Annotated in this window: 23 protein-coding genes; 21 read left to right on the plus strand and 2 right to left on the minus strand. The window is 46.8% G+C overall.

What is annotated here, in order from left to right:
* The first annotated feature begins 12 nt into the window (after positions 1–12).
* From RFF05_RS01375 to RFF05_RS01440, 14 genes are all read left to right on the plus strand, one after another.
* Positions 13–1,614 carry an ABC-F family ATP-binding cassette domain-containing protein gene (locus tag RFF05_RS01375; RefSeq protein WP_409968458.1) on the plus strand — a complete coding sequence of 534 codons (1,602 nt, stop codon included), beginning with the start codon at positions 13–15 and terminating at the stop codon, positions 1,612–1,614.
* 65 nt (positions 1,615–1,679) lie between these two features.
* On the plus strand, positions 1,680–2,618 hold the full coding sequence (locus RFF05_RS01380; RefSeq protein WP_409968459.1) for an AEC family transporter: 939 nt from the start codon (positions 1,680–1,682) through the stop codon (positions 2,616–2,618).
* A gap of 137 nt (positions 2,619–2,755) precedes the next feature.
* A complete protein-coding gene (locus tag RFF05_RS01385; protein WP_409968460.1) occupies positions 2,756–3,619 on the plus strand; it encodes a class I SAM-dependent methyltransferase in 864 nt (287 codons plus the stop codon).
* Between the two features lie 24 nt (positions 3,620–3,643).
* Complete coding sequence (locus RFF05_RS01390) at positions 3,644–4,486, plus strand: energy-coupling factor transporter ATPase (RefSeq protein WP_409968654.1); 843 nt, start codon at positions 3,644–3,646, stop codon at positions 4,484–4,486.
* Between the two features lie 2 nt (positions 4,487–4,488).
* The gene (locus RFF05_RS01395) at positions 4,489–5,358 is read left to right on the plus strand and encodes an energy-coupling factor transporter ATPase (protein WP_409968461.1); all 870 of its coding nucleotides are present in this window, start codon (positions 4,489–4,491) and stop codon (positions 5,356–5,358) included.
* The gene (locus RFF05_RS01400; protein ID WP_409968655.1) at positions 5,352–6,140 is read left to right on the plus strand and encodes an energy-coupling factor transporter transmembrane component T family protein; all 789 of its coding nucleotides are present in this window, start codon (positions 5,352–5,354) and stop codon (positions 6,138–6,140) included. Before RFF05_RS01395 ends, RFF05_RS01400 begins: the two co-directional genes overlap by 7 nt.
* Positions 6,141–6,156: 16 nt before the next feature.
* Positions 6,157–6,912: a tRNA pseudouridine(38-40) synthase TruA gene (gene truA, locus RFF05_RS01405; RefSeq protein ID WP_409968462.1), complete on the plus strand. Its 756-nt coding sequence runs from the start codon at positions 6,157–6,159 to the stop codon at positions 6,910–6,912.
* Positions 6,887–8,038 (plus strand): DUF5711 family protein, encoded by a 1,152-nt coding sequence (locus RFF05_RS01410; RefSeq protein WP_409968463.1) that lies wholly within the window; start codon positions 6,887–6,889, stop codon positions 8,036–8,038. The genes truA and RFF05_RS01410 overlap by 26 nt, the downstream gene beginning before the upstream one ends.
* Before the next feature lie 137 nt (positions 8,039–8,175).
* Positions 8,176–10,485, plus strand: coding sequence for an AAA family ATPase (locus RFF05_RS01415; RefSeq protein ID WP_409968464.1), 2,310 nt, complete (start codon positions 8,176–8,178; stop codon positions 10,483–10,485).
* A gap of 18 nt (positions 10,486–10,503) precedes the next feature.
* The gene (locus RFF05_RS01420) at positions 10,504–10,713 is read left to right on the plus strand and encodes a hypothetical protein (protein ID WP_409968465.1); all 210 of its coding nucleotides are present in this window, start codon (positions 10,504–10,506) and stop codon (positions 10,711–10,713) included.
* A gap of 18 nt (positions 10,714–10,731) precedes the next feature.
* Entirely contained in the window at positions 10,732–11,535 is an 804-nt protein-coding gene (locus RFF05_RS01425) for an EFR1 family ferrodoxin (RefSeq protein WP_409968466.1), read from the plus strand.
* A 24-nt stretch (positions 11,536–11,559) separates the two neighbouring features.
* On the plus strand, positions 11,560–11,856 hold the full coding sequence (locus RFF05_RS01430; protein WP_409968467.1) for a UxaA family hydrolase: 297 nt from the start codon (positions 11,560–11,562) through the stop codon (positions 11,854–11,856).
* Between the two features lie 18 nt (positions 11,857–11,874).
* A complete protein-coding gene (locus RFF05_RS01435; RefSeq protein WP_409968468.1) occupies positions 11,875–13,035 on the plus strand; it encodes a UxaA family hydrolase in 1,161 nt (386 codons plus the stop codon).
* Positions 13,036–13,175: 140 nt separating this feature from the next.
* Positions 13,176–14,546 (plus strand): IS4 family transposase, encoded by a 1,371-nt coding sequence (locus RFF05_RS01440; RefSeq protein WP_409966964.1) that lies wholly within the window; start codon positions 13,176–13,178, stop codon positions 14,544–14,546.
* Positions 14,547–14,704: 158 nt separating this feature from the next.
* Here RFF05_RS01440 and RFF05_RS01445 read toward each other — a convergent pair whose 3' ends face one another.
* Positions 14,705–15,703 carry an ornithine cyclodeaminase family protein gene (locus RFF05_RS01445; RefSeq protein WP_409968656.1) on the minus strand — a complete coding sequence of 333 codons (999 nt, stop codon included), beginning with the start codon at positions 15,701–15,703 and terminating at the stop codon, positions 14,705–14,707.
* A gap of 253 nt (positions 15,704–15,956) precedes the next feature.
* On the opposite strand from RFF05_RS01445, the gene RFF05_RS01450 reads away from it, so the two are divergent.
* Positions 15,957–16,436 (plus strand): hypothetical protein, encoded by a 480-nt coding sequence (locus RFF05_RS01450; RefSeq protein WP_409968657.1) that lies wholly within the window; start codon positions 15,957–15,959, stop codon positions 16,434–16,436.
* A 70-nt stretch (positions 16,437–16,506) separates the two neighbouring features.
* Here the strand turns inward: RFF05_RS01450 and RFF05_RS01455 are convergent, their stop codons facing one another.
* Positions 16,507–16,659 carry a hypothetical protein gene (locus RFF05_RS01455; protein WP_409968658.1) on the minus strand — a complete coding sequence of 51 codons (153 nt, stop codon included), beginning with the start codon at positions 16,657–16,659 and terminating at the stop codon, positions 16,507–16,509.
* Positions 16,660–16,972: 313 nt separating this feature from the next.
* Between RFF05_RS01455 and infC the strand changes: the two genes are divergently transcribed.
* The 6 genes from infC to rplS all read left to right on the plus strand — a co-directional run bounded on the left by infC (position 16,973) and on the right by rplS (position 20,043).
* The gene (infC, locus tag RFF05_RS01460) at positions 16,973–17,470 is read left to right on the plus strand and encodes a translation initiation factor IF-3 (RefSeq protein ID WP_409968659.1); all 498 of its coding nucleotides are present in this window, start codon (positions 16,973–16,975) and stop codon (positions 17,468–17,470) included.
* A gap of 35 nt (positions 17,471–17,505) precedes the next feature.
* Positions 17,506–17,703 (plus strand): 50S ribosomal protein L35, encoded by a 198-nt coding sequence (rpmI, locus tag RFF05_RS01465; protein ID WP_409968660.1) that lies wholly within the window; start codon positions 17,506–17,508, stop codon positions 17,701–17,703.
* Positions 17,704–17,737: 34 nt separating this feature from the next.
* Complete coding sequence (gene rplT / locus RFF05_RS01470) at positions 17,738–18,091, plus strand: 50S ribosomal protein L20 (protein WP_409968661.1); 354 nt, start codon at positions 17,738–17,740, stop codon at positions 18,089–18,091.
* A gap of 109 nt (positions 18,092–18,200) precedes the next feature.
* Positions 18,201–19,007: a M23 family metallopeptidase gene (locus tag RFF05_RS01475; protein WP_409968662.1), complete on the plus strand. Its 807-nt coding sequence runs from the start codon at positions 18,201–18,203 to the stop codon at positions 19,005–19,007.
* A complete protein-coding gene (locus tag RFF05_RS01480) occupies positions 18,991–19,554 on the plus strand; it encodes a hypothetical protein (protein ID WP_409968663.1) in 564 nt (187 codons plus the stop codon). Before RFF05_RS01475 ends, RFF05_RS01480 begins: the two co-directional genes overlap by 17 nt.
* A gap of 147 nt (positions 19,555–19,701) precedes the next feature.
* Entirely contained in the window at positions 19,702–20,043 is a 342-nt protein-coding gene (gene rplS / locus RFF05_RS01485) for a 50S ribosomal protein L19 (protein WP_409968664.1), read from the plus strand.
* Positions 20,044–20,177 lie beyond the last annotated feature (134 nt).

Consider the following 20,177-nt stretch of genomic DNA (forward strand, 5'->3'; position numbering starts at 1 on the left):
AGGAAAAAATTCATGATTACTGTTATTGACGTCAGTGTCAACTTTAGTGGCGTGCCTCTGTTTAAGCACGTTGATTTGAAATTCACCCCTGGCAACTGCTACGGCATCATCGGTGCCAATGGTGCAGGTAAAACCACCTTTTTGCGTGTGCTCTCTGGGGATTTAGATCCCTCTACAGGGGAAGTGATTATCCCCAAAACCGAACGTATGTCTGTGCTGAAGCAAGACCATTTCCGCTACGATGAGTACACTGTGCTAGACACAGTTATCATGGGCAATGAGCGTTTGTACAACATCATGAAGGAAAAAGATGCCTTGTACGAAAAGGAAGATTTCACCGATGAGGATGGCGTCCGTGCCTCTGAGTTGGAAGGTGAGTTTGCCGAAATGGACGGTTGGGAATCTGAGTCTAACGCCAGCCGTTTGGTGCAAGGTCTTGGCCTTTCCAACGATATTTTGTACCAAGAAATGTCTAGCCTGACTGCAAAGGAAAAGGTGAAGATTTTGCTGGCACAAGCTTTGTTCGGTAAGCCTGACATCATCCTCCTTGACGAACCTACCAACCACTTGGACATCGCCGCCATTGAATGGCTAGAAGATTTCTTGATGGAATACGAAGGCCTTATTTTGGTGGTGAGCCATGACCGTCACTTCTTGAACACCGTGTGTACCAACATCGTGGACGTGGACTATGGTCAAATCAAGATGTACGTGGGTAACTACGAGTTCTGGTATGAGTCTAGCCAAATGGTGCAAAAGATGATGAAAGACCAAAACCGTAAAAATGAAGAAAAAATTAAGGAATTACAGTCCTTCATCGAACGCTTCTCTGCCAACAAGTCTAAGTCTAAGCAAGCTACCTCTCGTCGAAAACTGTTGGATAAGCTGAGCGTGGAAGAAATGCCTTCTTCCTCTCGTCGTTATCCGTTTGTGGGCTTCCAACAAGAGCGTGAATGCGGCAAGGACATTTTGCTAGTGGAAAACCTGTCCAAGACTTTGGACGGTGTGAAGGTGCTGGATAATGTGTCTTTCCGCGTCAACCGTGAAGACAAGATTGCCTTCGTGGGCGAGGATGAAATTGCCAACACCACTTTGTTTAAAATCATTATGGGCGAAATGGAACCAGATGAAGGCTCCTACAAATGGGGCACCACCATCTCTACCAGCTATTTCCCCATGGATAACTCCGCCTTCTTCAACGATTGCGACGATAACTTGGTGCAATGGCTGAGCCAATACACCCCCGAAACCACCGAATCTTTTATGCGTACCTTCTTGGGTCGTATGTTGTTCTCTGGGGACGATGTGTTTAAGGCTGTGAAGGTGCTCTCTGGTGGCGAAAAAGTGCGTTGTATGCTGTCTCGCATGATGCTGTTCGGCTCTAACACCTTGGTGCTAGACCAACCCACCAACCACTTGGATTTGGAATCCATCACCGCCGTCAACAACGGTTTGATTGACTATAAGGGTGTCACCTTGTTTTCCTCCCATGACCATGAAATTGTCCAAACTGTGGCAAACCGTATCATGGAATTTAAGCAAGGCGCTTTGACTGATTATCTGGGCAATTATGACGATTATCTGGTGCGTCAAAAAGAAGCAGCAGGCAAGTAAATTGTGTTTAACTGGGCAGGAAACCATGGTTTTCTGCCTGGTTTTATAGAAAGAAAGTGATACACATGGATGGATTGATATTAGCCTTTTCAGTGGTATTCCCCCTGTTTGCATTTATGGTTGTGGGCTATGTGCTGCGCCGTGTGAAGAAGATTGACCCACCCACGGTGGGGAAGCTGAACCAACTGGTGTTTCAGCTTTGCTTACCGTTGGTGGTGTTTTTAAGCATTTACAACAGTGATTTTGAACAGGATTTCTCCCCAAAGCTGATTACCACAGTTTTGTGCTTATCTCTGATTACCTTTGCGCTTTGTATGGTGATTATTCCGCGCATTGAGCCCAGTAACCCCAAGCGTGCGTCCATGATTCAAGGGATTTACCGCAGTAACTTTGTGCTCTTTGGTATTCCTGTGGCACAAGCGGTGTATGGAGATGAGGCGGTGAGCATTACGGCTGTGGCCATTGCGGTTGTGGTGCCGATCATCAACGCGTTGTCGGTGTTTGCCTTGGAGTGGTATTCTGACCGAGGTTGTGACTTCAAACGCATCGGCAAAAGTATGCTCAAGCACCCCATTATCATCGCCGCATTGTCAGGTTTGGCTGTAAAGTTAATTGGCCTTACAATACCTGTTTTAATCACAGATGTGATGAGTGATTTGTCGGCTATGGCTACGCCGTTGGCATTGCTGGCTCTGGGGGCCAGCTTGCGTATGGAGCAGTTGAAGGGTTCGTGGAAACAGATGGTGTTTTGTGCGGTGGCGCGGCTAATTGCGTGTCCATTATTGTATATCAGTGTAGGGATTTTCCTCGGGTTTAGAGGCATTGAGTTGATTCCTATTTTCTGTTTAGCAGCTAGCCCCACGGCAGTGTCCTCCACAGCCATGGCGCAGATGATGGGCGCTGATTATGAGCTGGCAGGGCAGATTGTGGCAGCCACCTCACTGGGTGCCATTTTGACCATTTTTTTATGGATTAGCGTTTTGGAGAATTTACACTTCATTTAACTGCAGTTTGAACGAGAGATAGCGGCGCTATCTCTCGTTTTTTTACACCCAATCCATTGACGGAAGGGGTGATTTTGTGGTATCATATACTGATTTAATATATTTACGAACCAGATAGATGGAGGACTATAAATTTTATGTGGATTGCAGAACATTGGGACGATTACGAATTGCTTGACTGCGGTGGCGGTGAAAAGCTAGAACGCTGGGGCAAGCAAATTTTAGTGCGCCCTGACCCACAGGCCATTTGGGAGACCCCACAGCGTCATCCCGGTTGGAAACGTGCCAACGGTCGTTATCAACGCTCTCAAACGGGGGGCGGTCATTGGGAAAAGAAATCTTTGCCAGAAAGTTGGCAAATGCGTTACCGTGATATAACCTTGCAAGTTAAGCCTATGAATTTTAAACACACTGGGATTTTCCCAGAACAAGCTGCTAACTGGGATTTTGCCATGGATAAAATCCGCAATGCTGACCGTCCTATCCGTGTGCTAAACCTGTTCGGTTACACGGGTGGTGCCACCGTGGCTTGCGCCAAGGCTGGTGCATCGGTGTGCCACGTGGATGCGGCAAAAGGCATGGTGGCTTGGGGCAAGGAAAATGCCAAGCTCTCTGGCTTAGAAGAAGCGCCTATCCGTTGGATTGTAGACGATTGCGCCAAGTTTGTGGAGCGTGAAATTCGCCGTGGCAAACAATATGACGCCATCATCATGGACCCACCCTCTTATGGTCGTGGCCCCAGTGGGGAAGTGTGGAAGTTGGAAGAAAACCTGTATCCCTTTGTGAAGCTGTGTGCAGGTGTCCTGTCTGACAAGCCACTGTTTGTGATTATCAACTCTTACACCACAGGTCTTGCCCCTTCAGTACTGGGGTATTTGTTGCACTTGTTGGTGGCTGAAAAATACGGCGGCAAGTGCACTTGGGATGAACTGGGCTTGCCTGTGACCCAAACTGGTTTGGCATTGCCTTGCGGTGCCACTGGTCGGTGGTTTAGCGAATAACCTTCCCCTAGAAAGGACAAAACCATGATTGAAACCAAAGATTTGGTATTTTCTTACCCTGCCACCGAAGATGATGGCGCGCCTACACTGGCTGTCAATGGAGTGTCGTTGACCTTAGAAACGGGCTCTTTTGTGGTTGTTTTAGGTCATAATGGGTCAGGAAAATCCACCTTAGCCAAAACCTTTAACGGTATTTTGCTTCCCTCAGGTGGACAAGTGCTGATAGACGGCATGGACACCCAAGACCCAGCATTGCTATTGGCCATTCGCCAACGCTTGGGGATGGTGTTCCAAAACCCAGACAATCAGATTACCGCCAACGTGGTGGAAGAAGATGTCGCTTTTGGCCCTGAAAATATGGGGGTTGAAAGTGCAGATATTCGCCAGCGTGTAGACGATGCTTTGGCAGCGGTGGGGATGAGCGACTTTGTGCGCCACGCGCCACACCTGCTCTCTGGCGGGCAAAAACAGCGCATTGCCATCGCTGGGGTCATCGCCATGGAACCTGCGTGCATCGTATTGGACGAAGCCACCGCCATGCTAGACCCTATTGGTCGCCGAGAGGTGCTAGAAGTGGTGGAACGATTGAACCGCGAGAAAAACATCACCGTTGTGCTCATCACCCATCACATGAATGAAGCCGAGCACGCTGACCGCGTGGTGGTGATGAACCATGGACAGGTGGTGATGGACGGCACACCCAAAACCGTGTTTACCCAAGTGGGGAAACTGCGGAAACTGGGCTTAACTGTGCCAGATACGGTGGATGTGCTCTATCGTTTGCAAGCCCAAGGTCTTGACGTTGCCATTGACCAATTATCCGTGGAAGACTGCGCTGATGAAATTCTGCGTGTTTTGAGGAAATAACCATGCAAAAACCGATTTTAGAAGTAAAAAACCTTGTTCATACCTATGGTGCAGGCACCCCGTTTGAACGTAGCGCTGTCAATGGGATGGATTTTGCCATTGAAGAAGGCAGTTTTGTAGGCATTATTGGACACACTGGGTCAGGGAAATCTACCTTGATTCAGCATCTAAATGGCCTGTTAAAGCCCACCAGTGGTGAGGTGTTATTAGATGGGGAAAATATTTGGAAAAATCCAAGAGAAATCCGCAAAATCCGATTCCAAGTGGGGATTGTGTTCCAATATCCAGAGTACCAACTGTTTGAAGAAACGGTGTATAAAGACATTGCCTTTGGCCCAACTAATATGGGTAAAACAGGGGAGGAACTGGATGCTTGCATCCGCAATGCGGCGAAAATCGTTGGTTTGACCCCTGATTTGTTGGAGAAATCTCCCTTTGAGCTCTCTGGTGGACAAAAGCGACGTGTGGCTTTGGCTGGGGTGCTGGCTATGGAGCCTCGTGTGTTGGTGCTGGACGAACCCACTGCTGGTCTTGACCCTGCTGGGCGAGACAATTTGTTGGCCAACATCCGTGATTATCATCGCAATCAAGGCGCCACTGTGATTTTGGTGAGCCATAGCATGGAGGAAATTGCCCAAAATGTTGACCGTATTTTGGTGCTCAAAGATGCCAACGTGTTGATGGATGGCACCCCTGAACAGGTATTTGCCTGCGCTGAGGCCTTGACCCAAGCTGGTTTGGATGTGCCACAGGTGACCCGTGTTGCCATGGCGCTTCACGCAAAAGGCTTGCCCATCGACCCTGCGGTGTATACCGTGGAAGCCTTAGAGCGCCAATTGTTGGTGCTGAGAGGGGAGGGGGCATCATGTTAAAAGATATTACGTTGGGGCAATATTTTCCCGGCAATACCATGGCGCACTGCCTTGACCCTCGCACTAAAATCATTCTGGTGACCCTATACGTCATCGCCTTGTTCAATGCCAGCACGGTCTATGGCTATGCCATGATGGCTGTTGTGCTATTGACCTGTGTGCGTGTCTCAAAAGTTGGACTCAAAGTGTTGGTGCGTGGGCTGAAGCCTGTGGTGCTGATTGTGGTGTTTACAGGGCTTTTAAACTTGTTTTTCACCGCTGGTGATCCTATTTTCTCGTGGTGGATTATTTCAATCTCATGGCAAGGGGTTATCAACGCAAGCTTTATGGTGATGCGGATTTTACTGCTGATTATGGGCACCTTTTTGATGACCTATACCACCAGTCCCATTCGGTTGACCGATGGATTGGAACAGCTCTTAAACCCTTTGAAAAAAATCAAGGTGCCTGTCCATGAGCTGTCGATGATGATGTCCATTGCCTTGCGGTTTATCCCCACATTGATTGAGGAAACCGATAAGATTATGTCGGCACAAAAGGCGCGTGGTGCTGACTTTGAAAGTGGCAATTTGATGCAAAAGGCCAAGGCTATGTTGCCTTTGTTGGTGCCCTTATTTATCAGCGCCTTCCGCCGCGCTGACGAGCTAGCCATTGCCATGGAAAGCCGTTGTTACCACGGTGGTGATGGGCGTACCAAGCTCCATGTGCTCCGCTATGCCTTGCGTGATTATGTGGCACTGGCACTGGGCGTGGTGATTTTGGTGGCGGCGTTCATTTTATAAGAGTGAAGGAGAAACCATGCGCAATATTGCTTTAAAATTGATGTACAACGGCACCGCTTACCATGGGTGGCAGGTACAAAAAACCGAAACCTCAGTCTGCGAAACCATACAAATTGCCATTGAGAAAATCTGCGGTCACCCTGTTCAATTGGTGGGCTGTGGCCGCACCGACGCAGGTGTTCACGCTGAGCGGTATATTGCCAATTTCCGCACCACTTCCAAAATTCCAGTGGAGCGGTTGCCGCTAGCTATTAACACCCACACACCGCCAGACATTGCGGTGGAGGCGGCCTTTGAGGTGGCTGAGGATTTTAACGCCATCGGTTCTTGCATCAAAAAAGAGTATACCTATCGGATTTACAATTCCAAAATTAAAAATCCGTTTTATGTGAACCGTGCCTATTTTTACCCCAAAAAGTTAGATGAAGTCTTTTTAAATCGGGCGGCGAATATGTTTGTGGGTACCCATGATTTTCGGGCTGTGCGTTCTGTTGGAACGCCTACTAAAACCACGGTGCGCACCATTCACTATTGCCATGTGGCCCGCAACGGTGAGCTGTTGGAGTTGAAGGTTTGCGCCGATGGATTTTTATATAATATGGTGCGTGCCATCACTGGCACCGTGTTATATGCCGCAGAAGGGAAGTTCCTGCCTGAGGAAATCCCTGCAATTTTAGAGCGAGGAGACCGCTCTGCCGCTGGCCCCACTGTGCCAGCGGGTGGTCTTTATATGACGAGGTTATGGTATGAAGATGAACGACTCAATGGATGAGACAACGAAAGAGCCAAAGCGAGACTATGGGCGTATATTTGGCATCATCGCCATCATTGTCATCACCGTTGTGGTGGTGGCGGCCTATCGTGACGGCACAGGTTTTGATGCGGTCAACCGCTTTTTCTCCTACACAATTGGCGACGATAGTACGGCCTATCAATATGATGACGGAACCCAAACCCAATTTGTATTGCTAGGGGACACCTTGGTGGCGCTGTCTAAAACCAAAGTGGAAGTGCAAAGTTTTGGTGGTGAATTGCTCTTTACGGAGCTTTGCTATATGCAAAACCCATCCCTAGAAGTGGGCACCAACCATGCGGTGGCCTATGATGTGGGGGGCGATGATTACTATGTGTTCGATGCTAATGGGTTGGTGTATCAAGGGGTGATAGAGGGGGGTGCCAGTTTGGTGTCTGCCACTTTAAACCACAGTGATTACTTGACCTTGACCCATGAAAGCTCTGGCTATAAAACCACCACTAGTGTCTACGATGCCAAGTCCAATTTGATTTACTCCTTTAACTCGGCCACGCGATTTGTATTGGAAGGGTATGTCAGCGATGACAACACCACATTGATTGCGGTGGCGTTGGGGGCAGATGGAACGGATTTTGTTTCCCAATTGCTTTATTATCCGTTGACGGATACACAAATGAGCCATAGCGCCAACCTCTCTGGGGTGTTGCCTTTAGAGGTGGGTCAGCAAGGGGACAATTTGGTTCTTTTGGGCGACACGGAGCTCTCGTATGTGAATATGGATGGCGATTTGGTGGCGCAATATGATTTTGATGGGGAATATCTCCGTGGATACGATTGTACTACGTCACAATTTTCTGTCATTTTGCTCAATCGTTACCAAGCTGGTAATGAAGGTCGTTTGGTGACGCTAGACAGTAGTGGCACGGAATTGGGTTCCTTATCTATCAACGAAGAAGTGATGGATATCACAATTTCTGGCAATTATATCGCTGTTTTATATAGTGAAAAATTGGTGATTTATACATCTGAGTTGTCTATGTATGCCACCATTGGTGGGCTGGATTATGCCAGCCATGCCCTTATGCAAAGTGATGGGTCTGTGGTTATTTTTGGTAGAGAGCGTGCCGAAATAGTCGCCCCATAATCTAGAAAAATTTGCATAACACAAAGGATTTGTCTTGTGTTATAATAAGTAGTATCTGGTGAATAATCAATGCCATTGAGTTAAGAACTGGATGACATTGGGTGAACAACCATGCAATATCTGGAGGATTCAACAATATGCAACCTACAATTTGTTCAAGATGTAAAAAGAATATAGCTGTGGTGTTCATTTCCAAAATGGAAGGGGACGCCACCACCAGCCAAGGTTTGTGCTTGAAATGCGCAAAAGAGCTGGGTGTACCCCAAGTGGGGGAAATGATGCAACAAATGGGCATTACCGATGCAGATTTAGACACCATTTCTCAAGAAATGTCCAGTGCCTTTGATGGCATTGAAACCGTAGAGGATTTGCCAGCAGGTGATGAGGAAGAAGGCAAAACCGCCACCTTCCCCTTTTTAAATCGCCTGTTTTCTGGAGACAACAGCCCCGTTCCACCCCAAGAAGAAGGGGCGGAGCCACCTCGTAGCAAGGGAAAAGAGCGCAAAGATGGGAAAAAGGACAACAAACAAAAATTCCTTGACCAATATTGCATCAATCTCACCAATCGTGCCAGAGCTGGCAAACTTGACCCTGTCATTGGGCGCGGGCAAGAGATTGAACGTGTGGTGCAAATTCTAAACCGCCGCCAAAAGAATAACCCCTGCCTCATCGGGGAACCCGGTGTGGGCAAAACCGCCATTGCCGAAGGCTTGGCACAGCGGATTGCCGATGGCAATGTGCCCTTTAAGTTGCAAGATAAGCAAGTCCACTTGTTGGATTTGACGGCCTTGGTGGCTGGGACTCAATTCCGTGGTCAATTTGAAAGCCGTATGAAAGGCTTGATTGATGAGCTGAAAAAGCTGGGCAATGTGATTCTAGTCATTGACGAGGTTCATAATATTGTAGGCGCTGGGGACGCAGAAGGTAGCATGAATGCGGCCAACATTTTAAAGCCAGCCCTCTCTCGTGGGGAAATCCAAGTCATTGGTGCCACCACTTTTAATGAATACCGCAAAAGCATTGAAAAAGATACAGCTTTGGAACGTCGCTTCCAACCTGTGACGGTGAACGAGCCATCCTTGGAGGAAACCATTGAAATTCTCCGTGGGTTGGCACCCCATTATGAAAAGTTCCATGGCGTGGCTTTGAGTGACGGGATTTTGCGTCAAGCAGTCATGCTCAGCGAACGTTACATCACTGACCGATTCCTGCCAGACAAGGCCATTGACTTGATTGACGAAGCTTGTTCTGACTTGAACTTGAAAGACCCTGATATCTCTCGCCGAATGACCATTCAAAAAACCATGGCAGACTATGCCTTGGAGCGGACGCTGATTGAAGAAATCGCCGCCACTGATGATGGGGAGTTGGATTATGCCCGTATGGCGGAGATTAAAAGCAAGGAATTGCAGTTGCAAACCGAGCTGGATGTTTTGATTGAAAAGGGTGACCCCCAATTGACCATGGAAAATCTGGCCCACGTTATTGAGCTGTGGACGAAGATTCCAGCCAATCGCATCCGTGAAGAAGAATTCCACCGCTTGAGTCAATTGGAAGGGCGATTGAAGGCCCATTTGATTGGGCAAGACGAGGCCATTGCCTCTGTCACCGCCGCTGTGCGCCGTAACCGTGTGGGCATTTCCGCCAAGCATAAGCCTGTCAGCTTTATTTTCGTAGGCTCCACTGGTGTGGGTAAAACGGAGTTGGTGAAGCAATTGGCCACCGATTTGTTCAATACCCCAGAGGCGCTGATTCGACTGGATATGTCGGAATTTATGGAAAAACACGCTGTTTCTCGCATCATCGGTGCCCCTCCTGGTTATGTGGGCTATGATGAAGCAGGACAGTTGACCGAGAAAATCCGTCGCAAGCCTTACGCTGTGGTTTTATTTGATGAAATCGAAAAAGCCCATCCTGATGTACTCAATGTGTTGTTACAAATTTTGGACGATGGACAAATCACCGATGCCCATGGGCGTAAAGTGAATTTTGAAAACACCATCATCGTCATGACTTCCAATGCTGGCAGTGACCGTAAGGAAGGGTCAGTTGGTTTTGGGCGCACCATGAATGAACAAAACCGTGACCGCATGATGAAAGCATTAGAAGGGTTCTTACGCCCTGAATTTATCAACCGCGTGGATGAGATTGTCTGTTTTAACCGTCTCAGCGAAGAGGATTTCGGCTATATTGCTAAGATGATGCTGGAGGAACTGTGCCAAAGCTTGCAAGAAAAAGCCATTACATTGACCTATGATGATGGGTTGGTGCAGTGGATCAGTGAGAAGTCTTATTCTGCGGTATATGGTGCTCGTAACTTGCGCCGCACCATCCAAAAAGAGTTGGAAGACCCATTGGCGATGGAGATTATTTCCCATTATGAGCAACCCATTTCTCAAGTGAAGGCCACCATCGAAGATGGTATCTTGAAACTATACACCTTATAAGAAAGAAGGGCGGAGGCTATGCTGTTTCGTAAAAAAATTGACCCCAGCTGTAGCTACTGTGTCCATGGGCAACGGGTTTCTGAGCGTGATGTGGTCTGCGGAAAAAAAGGCATTGTGCCTGTGGAGGGCAATTGTCGGAAATTCCGCTATGACCCAATGAAGCGTGTGCCTTCTCGCCCTGCAACATTGCGTACACAAGGATTAAAAGAAGAGGATTTCTCAATTTAACAAAAGCTGGTGACAGATATGGATGTAAAGGTTTTTTGCTTTAGTCCCGTTGGTAACACTGAAAAAATAGCTATGCACCTTGGCAAAACATTGGCGCGACACTTAGGTGGGGCGCTAATAGAGCGCTCGTTTACCCTACCGCAAGAACGACAAGCACCTTTGGTGGCCACGGCTGGTGAGATTGTAATTTTAGCCCTACCTGTTTATGCTGGACGACTGCCCAATGTGATGGCAAAGTACTTGCAAACCATGGAGGCCACTGGGGCGCTCTGTGTGCCTGTGGTGGTTTATGGGAACCGTAACTTTGACGATGCCTTAACCGAAGGTCAGTTGGTGTGTGAACACGCTGGTGGACAGGTCATCGGTGGTGGCGCCTTTGTGGCCCAGCATTCCTTTTCTAAAACCTTGGCAGTCAATCGTCCAGACGAGTTGGATATGGCGCAGGTGGAGCAGTTTGCAACCGCTCTTGCCCAAAAAATACAAGCAGGGGATACCCACATACCATTACTGGCTGGCAACAATCCGCCCCATCCTTACTATACCCCCCGTGATCGCCACGGCAATGGCATTGATATTCGCAAAGTAACCCCTAAGGTGGGGGATGGTTGTGTCCAGTGTGGGCTGTGCGCCCAGCACTGTCCTATGGGGAGTATCAACCCAGCCAACGTGAAGGAAATGCAAGGCATTTGTATCAAATGCTGTGCCTGTGAAAAGCGATGTCCTGTGGGGGTACGTTATTTTGACGATCCCAATTACATATACCATCGAAAAGAACTCGAAGAGATGTATAGCCGACGGGCAGAGCCTGTTTGGTTTGTGTGATACCTAGGAGAAAGAGGAAGGTTTATGAAAGCTGAAGCCATTATGCTCAAACCCACTGACAATGTGGTGACTGTGGTGGGCGGTGCTGCCGCCAACGCCACCATTCACTATTTTAAAAATGGGGAGCTATGTCGTATTGTTACCTGTGAAGAAATTCCACCCTGTCACAAAATTGCTATCGTTGCCATCGGACAAGGGGAACGCATCATCAAATACGGTGAAAGTATCGGCGCCGCCCAACGGGATATTCCCCTTGGTGGATGGGTGTCTCATTTGAATGTGGATAGCCTGCCCCGTGATTACGCCAGCGAATTGGGTTGAGTGGAAAGGGAACTGATTATGGAATTTATGGGATATAAGCGCCCTGACGGGACTGTTGGGATTCGTAACAACGTTTTAATTTTACCTACTTGCGCTTGCTCTAGTGAGACTTGCCGTGTGGTGGCAAACCAAGTTAATGGCACGGTGAACATCATCAACAACTCTGGTTGCGCCGAGGTGAAGGGCAATGAGGACATGACTCAAATCATCCTCACTGGCTTTGCCGCCAACCCCAATGTGTATGGCACGGTGGTCATCGGTTTGGGCTGTGAAAATGTAGACCATAAAAAACTAAAGGCCAAAATTGAAGCCATTACCAACAAGCCCATTGTATCTTTTGGCATCCAAGAAGAGGGTGGCACCATTAAAACCATCGAAAAGGCTGTCCGTGCCGCTCGTGAAATGGTGATGAACGCTTCTTTACAACAACGTGAGCCCTGTGATTTATCTCATTTGATGATGGGCATTGAATGCGGTGGCTCTGATGCTACCAGCGGCTTTGGTGCCAACCCTGTGGTTGGGAACGTCAGCGATCGTTTGGTGGACTTGGGGGCGTCGTCTATGATGTCTGAAACCATTGAATTTGTAGGGGCAGAGCATATTTTGGCTCGCCGTGGTGCCACCAAGGAAATTCACGATAAAATCATCCAAATCTGTAAAGAGTATGAAGAGCATTTAGCCCGTGCTGGGCAAAATTGCCGCCATGGACAACCTTCTCCCGGCAACAAAGATGGCGGCCTATCCACCATTGAAGAAAAGTCTTTGGGCTGTATCAGCAAGGGTGGCACCCGTCCCATTGTGGAAGTGGTGATGGAAGGGGAACGCCCCACCAAAAAGGGTGCCATTGTGATGGACTCTCCCGGTTATGACATCGCGTCTATCACTGCTATGGTGGCAGGTGGTTGTCAGGTGATTTGCTTCACCACAGGCCGTGGCACTCCCACAGGGAATGCTTTGGCACCAGTGTTGAAGATTACTGCCAACCGTGTGACCTTTCAGAATATGATTGACAACACAGATGTGGATTTAAGCGCCGTGACAGAAGGGGAGGCCAGCATCGAAGACGCTGGTGCCACCTTGTTGGAAGAGGTGCTTGCAGTCTGCAATGGCAAGGTGACCAAGGCAGAAGTATTTGGTTTTTCTGACATTGCCATTGACCGCATTTGCCGTTTTATTTAATAATGGGTTAAAAAAGGAGCTGTTCATTTGACAATGTCATTAAGATAAGCCTGGGTGCTACAAGAAAAACACCCAGAACCTTTTAAAAAAAGCTTGACAATTACAAAAAAATGTGCGGTCGCCTTCATTGACCAAAGTCAATGAAGGCGACCCTTGTTATTGAGCATAACGCTGATAACAAAGGAGATGCACACATGACATTCACAACAAAAAACATAAAAAGAACACTAAAAAAATCCATAAAAGCCCTTTCGCAAAACGCTGTAAAATATGCTGAAAATCCAGAAAAAGACTTCACCCGAAATAGGAAGTTACCATTTGAAAAAGTAATTGAAACAACCTTATCTCTCACAGGAAAAACACTATATGGGGAATTATCCGAACAATTCGGCATACATTCATCCTCACCTACAGTATCCGCTTTTGTGCAACAACGAAACAAAATCAAATCAACTGCCTTCGAGGATTTATTCCACCAATTTGTTGCCGAAACAAACCAACCCATCACCCACCGTGGCTACCGCCTTTTGGCTGTGGATGGCTCTAGTTTGCACGTTCCCACCAACCCAAAGGAAGTGGATTCTTACCATCAAAAGGCCAATGACTCCAAGCCTTTTAACCTTTTGCACCTCAACGCCATGTACGATATTTTGCGCAAAACCTACGTGGATGCAACGGTTGAAAAGGGTGAAAACAAGGCCTTTGCCACCATGGTGGCACGTAATCAATCAAAAGTACCCACCATTTACATTGCTGATAGAGGCTACGAATCGTACAATAATTTCGCTCATGTGCAAGAAAGAGGGCAAAAATTCCTTGTCAGAGTGAAGGATTCTGCTTCACGCAACGGTATTTGTCACGGATTATCTTTGCCTGTTGGTGAGGAGTTTGACGTTTCACTGACGCTACACATTTCACGCAAGCAAACAGCGCAAGCCAAAAATCAAAACCTGAAATTTATCGCCCATAGTTCACCATTTGATTTTTTACCCTGCAAAACAAAGAAAAATGAAAAAATCGAGCCATATCCGTTACATATTCGCCTCGTTTGCTTTAAACTTTCTGAAAATTCTTACGAAACGGTTGCCACAAATTTGGATAAAAGTGAATTTGATTCTGCTGCCCTCAAGGATTTGTACGCCAAGCGATGGGGTATCGAAACGTCCTTCCGCTCTTTGAAATTCACCGTCGGATTGCTGTATTTTCACAGCAAAAAGACGAAGCTTCTTCTTCAAGAAATCTTCGCCAAGTTGATTATATACAATTTTACACAGTTGATAACCTCGTGCATTGCTGTAAAAAAAGTTACCAGAAAGCGGGTTTATCAAATAAATTTCGCTGTTGCCACTCAAATTTGTCGTAAATTCTTTGGGAAGAATGTACCCGTCGCCGAAGTTGAAGCCTGCATCGCAAAAAACCTAACACCCATGCGAAATTTGCCCTCAAACCCACGCAAGCGACGCAACACGAACCCCAGAACCGACACCTCTTTTTTCTATCGCTTGGCGTAATGCCACGTTATAAGGACAAGCAAGCAGATTGAAAAATCTGCTTGCTTGTCCTGCGCATTTTTAGATTCCGATGATTTTTTATTAGCTGTTCTTGCGTTTCAATAGCTTAACTTAATGACATTGGTTCATTTGAACAGCTCCTTTTTTTGAGAATTGTGTTACAGATTGATGGTTTGTCCCTTGCCTTTTTCAGACGCTTTTTGATAAATACGCTCAGCAGTCACCAAATCAAGCACGGCGCTACCAGTGGTGAGGAAGACGGTGATTTCATCGTCAGATTCACGGCCTTTGACAGTGCCTGCAATGGCTTCGCCGATTTCGCCGCTGAGACGATCGGCACTGTAAAGCCCTTTGTCTATGGGCTTAATCACGTCACCGCATTCTTGCAATACACCGTCACGGGTGTCAACAAACACCTTGTCTGCATTGAGGATGATATATTCATCAATTTCAGACATTTCAGGCAAATAAGAGCCAACACCATTGATGTGAGCGCCTTTTTTTACCAGCTTACCGTTAAACACGGCGTTGCGGGCAGTGGTGACAGAGGTGATGATGTCTGCGTCAGCGATTGCCTCGTCAGCGGAAGAGGCGGCTACAATGTTCACCCCGAATTTTTCTCCGAATTTAGTGCTCATATCGCTGGCGAATGCTTGGGCGCGTTCTACGTTGATGTCGAAGACTTTTACCAGTTTGATGGGGCGGACGGTCAAAACAGATTCTAGCTGGGTAATCGCTTGGCCACCCGTGCCAAAGAGGGCAAACACACTGCTGTCTTCACGAGACAGCACTTGTGTGGCCATGCCAACCACGGCACCTGTGCGGATTTGGGTTAAGAAAGTACCATTCATCATGGCTTTCACATACCCAGTGGAGTCGTCAATCAAAACCATAGTAGCAGGTACGCTTACCAAGCCTTTTTCGATGTTGTTGGGATATGTAGAAACGATTTTTACCCCCAGCGCATTGGCTGGTGCAGCGTAGCCGTACATATATAGACTTTTGCCAGCGTGTTGTGCAATGTCTAGATTGGCTCGGATGGGGATGTTACTTTGTCCTGCAGAGTATAGCTCCATGGCGTCTTTGGTGGCGGTGATGGCATCAGACATGGTGAACACAGCGCCCATGTCTTGAGCATTTAAAACTTTTATTTCCATATGAGACAACTTCTTTCTTAATTAATAGTGTTTTGTTTTATTATATTGGGACGTATTTCCAGATAATAAAACATTATATCGTTTTTGCTATAAATTTGTCAATATAAAAGTTTGCTTACACTTATAATATATAATGTAAGCGAGATTTTCTAAGGGAAATATTTTCTCTTAGTTGCAGATGTTTCCTCACAATTTACTCAAAAAGGATTGGTACACTAAGGATACTGTTTAAAACAGAAAGGATTATTTTGTTATGAAAAAATGGATGATACTCTTATTGATGCTGATGATGAGCCTTGTGATGACAGGCTGTGGAGGCGAGGAAGAGGAGATAACTGTAGAAGAAGCTGTTGTGGTTGAAACTGAAATTATTCCTGAAGAACTGTCAGAAGAGATGCTGGAGCGTGAACTGCCTGAGGGCATGGAGATGATGGATCGCAGTGAAATGATGGAAGGCGAACTGCCTGAGGGCATGGAGATGATGGATCGCAGTGAAATGATGGAAGGCGAACTGCCTGAGGGCATGGAGATGATGGACCGCAGTGAAATGATGGAAGGCGAACTGCCTGAGGGCATGGAAATGACGGACCGCAGTGAAATGATGGAAGGCGAACTGCCTGAGGGCATGGAAATGACGGACCGCAGTGAAATGATGGAAGGCGAACTGCCTGAGGGCATGGAAGGCCAAATGAGCCAAATGGGCGGTCAAAGTGGCCAAGCTGGAGGCCGATAAACTGCGCGATACATAGAAATAAAAAGTGTGTTGCGAATGAATGGTTCGCAACACACTTTTTCCTTGGCGATTAGCAATCGCCTTTTTTATTGGTGGCTTTGCTCAGGTCCTTGCGGTTTTCTTTTTGGTTTTGAGTGGATTGCTTTTGGTTGGTTTTGCAGCATTCGTCTTGCTTGTTCGTCTTGCTAAAATCACTTTTTTGGCTTTGGTTTTGATAAGACATAAGAAGTACCTCCAAAAATAATTCGCTGGGATATGGGTTTAGTGTTGACCAAAGAGAGTAGAAGTATGCAAAGAAAAAATAAATTTGAAAAAGTGCTTGACAAAGTTGATAATCCTTGGTATACTAATGAAGCAAAATAAAGCAGGACGGTTGCATCCGCTCTCACCTTCAGCCTCAGGCAAAAAGGTTTACAATGTTTTTTCCAGCTGCGTGTTAGGCGCAGTCTGTTTAGACACGGATGCCACTATGTGGTATGCGTGTTTTGTTATTTTATGACGGAGGTGTTTCGGTTATTAGTAAACGAGTGCATGAAATGAACGAGGAGATTACCGATAAGGAAATTCGACTCATTGGCGCAGAAGGCGAACAGCTTGGCATTGTGTCCGCTGACGAAGGTCTGCGTTTGGCCGACGAACAAGGCCTAGACTTGGTGAAAATTTCTCCCCAAGCCACCCCACCTGTGTGTAAGCTGATGAACTATGGCAAGTTCAAGTTTGAACAAAGCAAACGTGAAAAAGAAGCCAGAAAAAATCAACACGTGGTGGAAATCAAAGAAATCCGCATGTCCCCCGGCATTGATGTGGGTGACTTTAACACCAAGCTGAAAAATGCGCAAAAGTTTATTGGTGAAGGAAACCGTGTCAAAGTGTCTGTGCGTTTCCGTGGTCGTGAAATGGCTCACACAGACATTGGTCGTAAGTTGCTACTCCGCTTTGCGGAAGAATGCGGTGAGACGGCTGTATTAGAAAAGTCTGCTAAGTTGGAAGGGCGGATGATGTCCATCTTCCTTTCTCCAAAGACAGGTAAATAATTCGTTTTTCAAACATACGGAAGGAGATTTCAATTATGCCTAAGCTGAAAACCCATAGTGGTGCAAAAAAGAGATTCAACCTGACCAAGTCTGGTAAGGTTAAGCGTGCAAAAGCCTTTAAGCGTCACATTCTGACCAAGAAAGACACCAAGCGTCTGCGCGGCCTGCGTGGTACTGCATATGCAGATAAGACCAACGCAGCAACCGTCCGCGAAATGATCCCTTACAAATAAGATAATAATTCGTTAGAATAGGAGGCAATTTAAAATGGCAAGAGTTAAGGGCGCAATGATGACCCGTAAAAGAAGAAATAAAGTGTTGAAGGCTGCTAAGGGCTATTGGGGTTCTAAGTCTAAACACTTCAAGATGGCTAACCAAGCTGTCATGAAATCCTTAAGCTACGCATACACTGGCCGTAAGCTGAAGAAGCGTGATTTCCGCTCTCTGTGGATCACTCGTATCTCTGCAGCTTGCAAGATGAACGACATCAACTACTCCAAGTTTATGCACGGCCTGAAGGTTGCTGGCATCGAAATCAACCGCAAAATGCTGGCTGAAATGGCTGTCAACAACTACGCTGCATTCGTGCAACTGGTAGAAGTGGCTAAGAAGGCTAACTAAAACATATGAAAAACCATTGTAATGCGTTTGTGTTACAATGGTTTTTTTACGTCTATTTGTCCACCTTTTTGCATAGACTAGCCACATCAATGGAGCGGAGGTGCGGCCTATGACAACACGGGTACAAAAACGAAAAAAGGTAGGAAAACGGGTGGCAAAGCAACAGCGTCATGTGATACAAGCCATGATTTGTGGTGGCTTATTTATATTGTTGGTGGGATTGAAAATTTTGATTCCACAAAGTGAATTACCAGAAACCATGGGAGAAATATTGACCCACAATATGGATGTGGCGGCGGTGTTTTCTGCTGTTGGAAACTGGGGTGGCGAAGAAGAAGTGATGGAAGAGTTGCAACTGGCCGTGTTTGGAGAGGAGACCATAGAGCAAGTAGATCTTGTGGATGAGACGCCCGAGATTGCAGATGAAATTTCCCAAGAGAGTGAGGACACCTCTACCTTGACACAGGTGCTCTATAGCCAAGAAAATCTGCCAGAAAACGTCAGCTTAGAACAAGTGATGCTAGGCTTTGCCTATCAAAGCCCCATTACGGGCGTGGTGTCATCACCCTTTGGCTATCGCACTGACCCCACAGAAGGGAACAATCAATTTCACTATGGCGTGGATTTAGCGGGGAACACTGGCGACCCAATCTCTGCATTTGCCGACGGTACCGTACGAGCGGTGGGGGAGAGCAGTAGCTACGGGAAGTATCTCATCATTGACCACATCGATGGCTATGCAACACTCTATGCCCACTGTGACAGCATTGCTGTCAGTGCTAATGCCACAGTGGCCATGGGGCAAACTATTGCCACGGTGGGGCAAACTGGGGATGCGACAGGCCCTCATTTGCATCTGGAATTGACGCATAATTCTGTATACCTAAATCCAATTTATTATGTTACAACAGCGTAAGATTTCTGTTTCCGTTGGCTTTTGGATTTTGCTTGGTTGGTTTGCATTAGCCAATGGCATTGGGCTGACGGTGATGATTTTATTGGCTGCACTGTGCCATGAAGTAGGGCATTTGTTGGCGATTTGCTGGCAAGGTGGAACACTTTATAGTATAAGTGTTACCGTATTTGGCGCTGAAATGGAGGTGGATACTTCCAATCTTAGCTATGGTAGTGAGCTAACTTGTGTGCTTGCTGGTGTGGCAGTCAATGGTGTGTGTGGGTGGGCGTTTGGACAGGTGCAGCCTGTGTTTGCTGGGGTGCATTGGTCGTTGTGTGTGCTCAATCTGTTGCCCATTCGACCACTAGATGGAGGGCGCGCATTGGCGTTGGTGTTACGATGGGGATTTGACCCAGTGATTAGCGAATGGGTAACCACAGTGGTTGAGCGGTGCGTCGCCTTGATTTTGGGGGTTGGATTGACTTGGTTGGTGTGGGAAACTGGCGGTTCTCTTTGGCTTGTGCCAGCGGCTATGGCCTTTTTGAGATTGGCTGTGATAAAACCATGAAAAAAAGATGTTTTTTTGAAAAAAACACTTGCAATTCTTGTTAAACTATGGTATTCTAACTCAGTTAAAGGGTGGTCCTCTGTCGTCATGTCATAGAAACATGGTAAAACGAGTAAGAACGCCTATATTATTAGGAGGAAATTATCCATGGATCTGATCAAAGAGTTAAACAAAGAAGCACTGGCTGGCGACAAGCCCAAGGTGGAAATCGGTGATACCGTCCGCATGAACATCCGCGTTAAGGAAGGTTCTCGTGAACGTGTGCAAGCTTTCGAAGGCATTGTCATCGCAAAGAAGCACGGCGGCATCGAAGAAAGCGTTACCGTTCGTCGTTTGTCCTATGGCGTCGGCGTAGAAAAAGTGTTCCCCCTCTACAGCCCAACCATCGAGTCTGTACAAATTGTCCGTCACGGTATTGCACGTCGTGCAAAGCTGTATTATCTGCGTGACCGCGTGGGTAAGGCTGCTAAGCTGAAGGAAAAGCTCTAAGCAATTTAAATAAGGAGTAAATCGAAAGATTTACTCCTTATTTTTTTGCCTTTTCAAATAGGTATTATGTATAACAATATTGAAACTGCATATGCGTTTTTTGAAATATTTCATAAATCGAGCGTGAATCCATT

The organism is Bengtsoniella intestinalis (assembly GCF_039719005.1).
Taxonomy (GTDB): Bacteria; Bacillota; Clostridia; order Oscillospirales; family Oscillospiraceae; genus Oscillibacter; species Oscillibacter intestinalis.

Excerpts from the sequence above, each read along its gene's own strand:
- rpmI (WP_409968660.1), top strand. The coding sequence starts at position 17,506 with ATGCCTAAGCTGAAAACCCATAGTGGTGCAAAAAAGAGATTCAACCTG.
- RFF05_RS01480 (WP_409968663.1), top strand. The coding sequence starts at position 18,991 with ATGTTACAACAGCGTAAGATTTCTGTTTCCGTTGGCTTTTGGATTTTG.
- infC (WP_409968659.1), top strand. The coding sequence starts at position 16,973 with ATGAACGAGGAGATTACCGATAAGGAAATTCGACTCATTGGCGCAGAA.
- RFF05_RS01400 (WP_409968655.1), top strand. The coding sequence starts at position 5,352 with ATGTTAAAAGATATTACGTTGGGGCAATATTTTCCCGGCAATACCATG.
- RFF05_RS01385 (WP_409968460.1), top strand. The coding sequence starts at position 2,756 with ATGTGGATTGCAGAACATTGGGACGATTACGAATTGCTTGACTGCGGT.
- truA (WP_409968462.1), top strand. The coding sequence starts at position 6,157 with ATGCGCAATATTGCTTTAAAATTGATGTACAACGGCACCGCTTACCAT.
- rplT (WP_409968661.1), top strand. The coding sequence starts at position 17,738 with ATGGCAAGAGTTAAGGGCGCAATGATGACCCGTAAAAGAAGAAATAAA.
- rplS (WP_409968664.1), top strand. The coding sequence starts at position 19,702 with ATGGATCTGATCAAAGAGTTAAACAAAGAAGCACTGGCTGGCGACAAG.
- RFF05_RS01445 (WP_409968656.1), bottom strand. The coding sequence starts at position 15,703 with ATGGAAATAAAAGTTTTAAATGCTCAAGACATGGGCGCTGTGTTCACC.
- RFF05_RS01425 (WP_409968466.1), top strand. The coding sequence starts at position 10,732 with ATGGATGTAAAGGTTTTTTGCTTTAGTCCCGTTGGTAACACTGAAAAA.
- RFF05_RS01415 (WP_409968464.1), top strand. The coding sequence starts at position 8,176 with ATGCAACCTACAATTTGTTCAAGATGTAAAAAGAATATAGCTGTGGTG.
- RFF05_RS01380 (WP_409968459.1), top strand. The coding sequence starts at position 1,680 with ATGGATGGATTGATATTAGCCTTTTCAGTGGTATTCCCCCTGTTTGCA.
- RFF05_RS01435 (WP_409968468.1), top strand. The coding sequence starts at position 11,875 with ATGGAATTTATGGGATATAAGCGCCCTGACGGGACTGTTGGGATTCGT.
- RFF05_RS01420 (WP_409968465.1), top strand. The coding sequence starts at position 10,504 with ATGCTGTTTCGTAAAAAAATTGACCCCAGCTGTAGCTACTGTGTCCAT.
- RFF05_RS01395 (WP_409968461.1), top strand. The coding sequence starts at position 4,489 with ATGCAAAAACCGATTTTAGAAGTAAAAAACCTTGTTCATACCTATGGT.
- RFF05_RS01450 (WP_409968657.1), top strand. The coding sequence starts at position 15,957 with ATGAAAAAATGGATGATACTCTTATTGATGCTGATGATGAGCCTTGTG.
- RFF05_RS01455 (WP_409968658.1), bottom strand. The coding sequence starts at position 16,659 with ATGTCTTATCAAAACCAAAGCCAAAAAAGTGATTTTAGCAAGACGAAC.
- RFF05_RS01475 (WP_409968662.1), top strand. The coding sequence starts at position 18,201 with ATGACAACACGGGTACAAAAACGAAAAAAGGTAGGAAAACGGGTGGCA.
- RFF05_RS01410 (WP_409968463.1), top strand. The coding sequence starts at position 6,887 with ATGAAGATGAACGACTCAATGGATGAGACAACGAAAGAGCCAAAGCGA.
- RFF05_RS01375 (WP_409968458.1), top strand. The coding sequence starts at position 13 with ATGATTACTGTTATTGACGTCAGTGTCAACTTTAGTGGCGTGCCTCTG.
- RFF05_RS01440 (WP_409966964.1), top strand. The coding sequence starts at position 13,176 with ATGAAGGCGACCCTTGTTATTGAGCATAACGCTGATAACAAAGGAGAT.
- RFF05_RS01390 (WP_409968654.1), top strand. The coding sequence starts at position 3,644 with ATGATTGAAACCAAAGATTTGGTATTTTCTTACCCTGCCACCGAAGAT.
- RFF05_RS01430 (WP_409968467.1), top strand. The coding sequence starts at position 11,560 with ATGAAAGCTGAAGCCATTATGCTCAAACCCACTGACAATGTGGTGACT.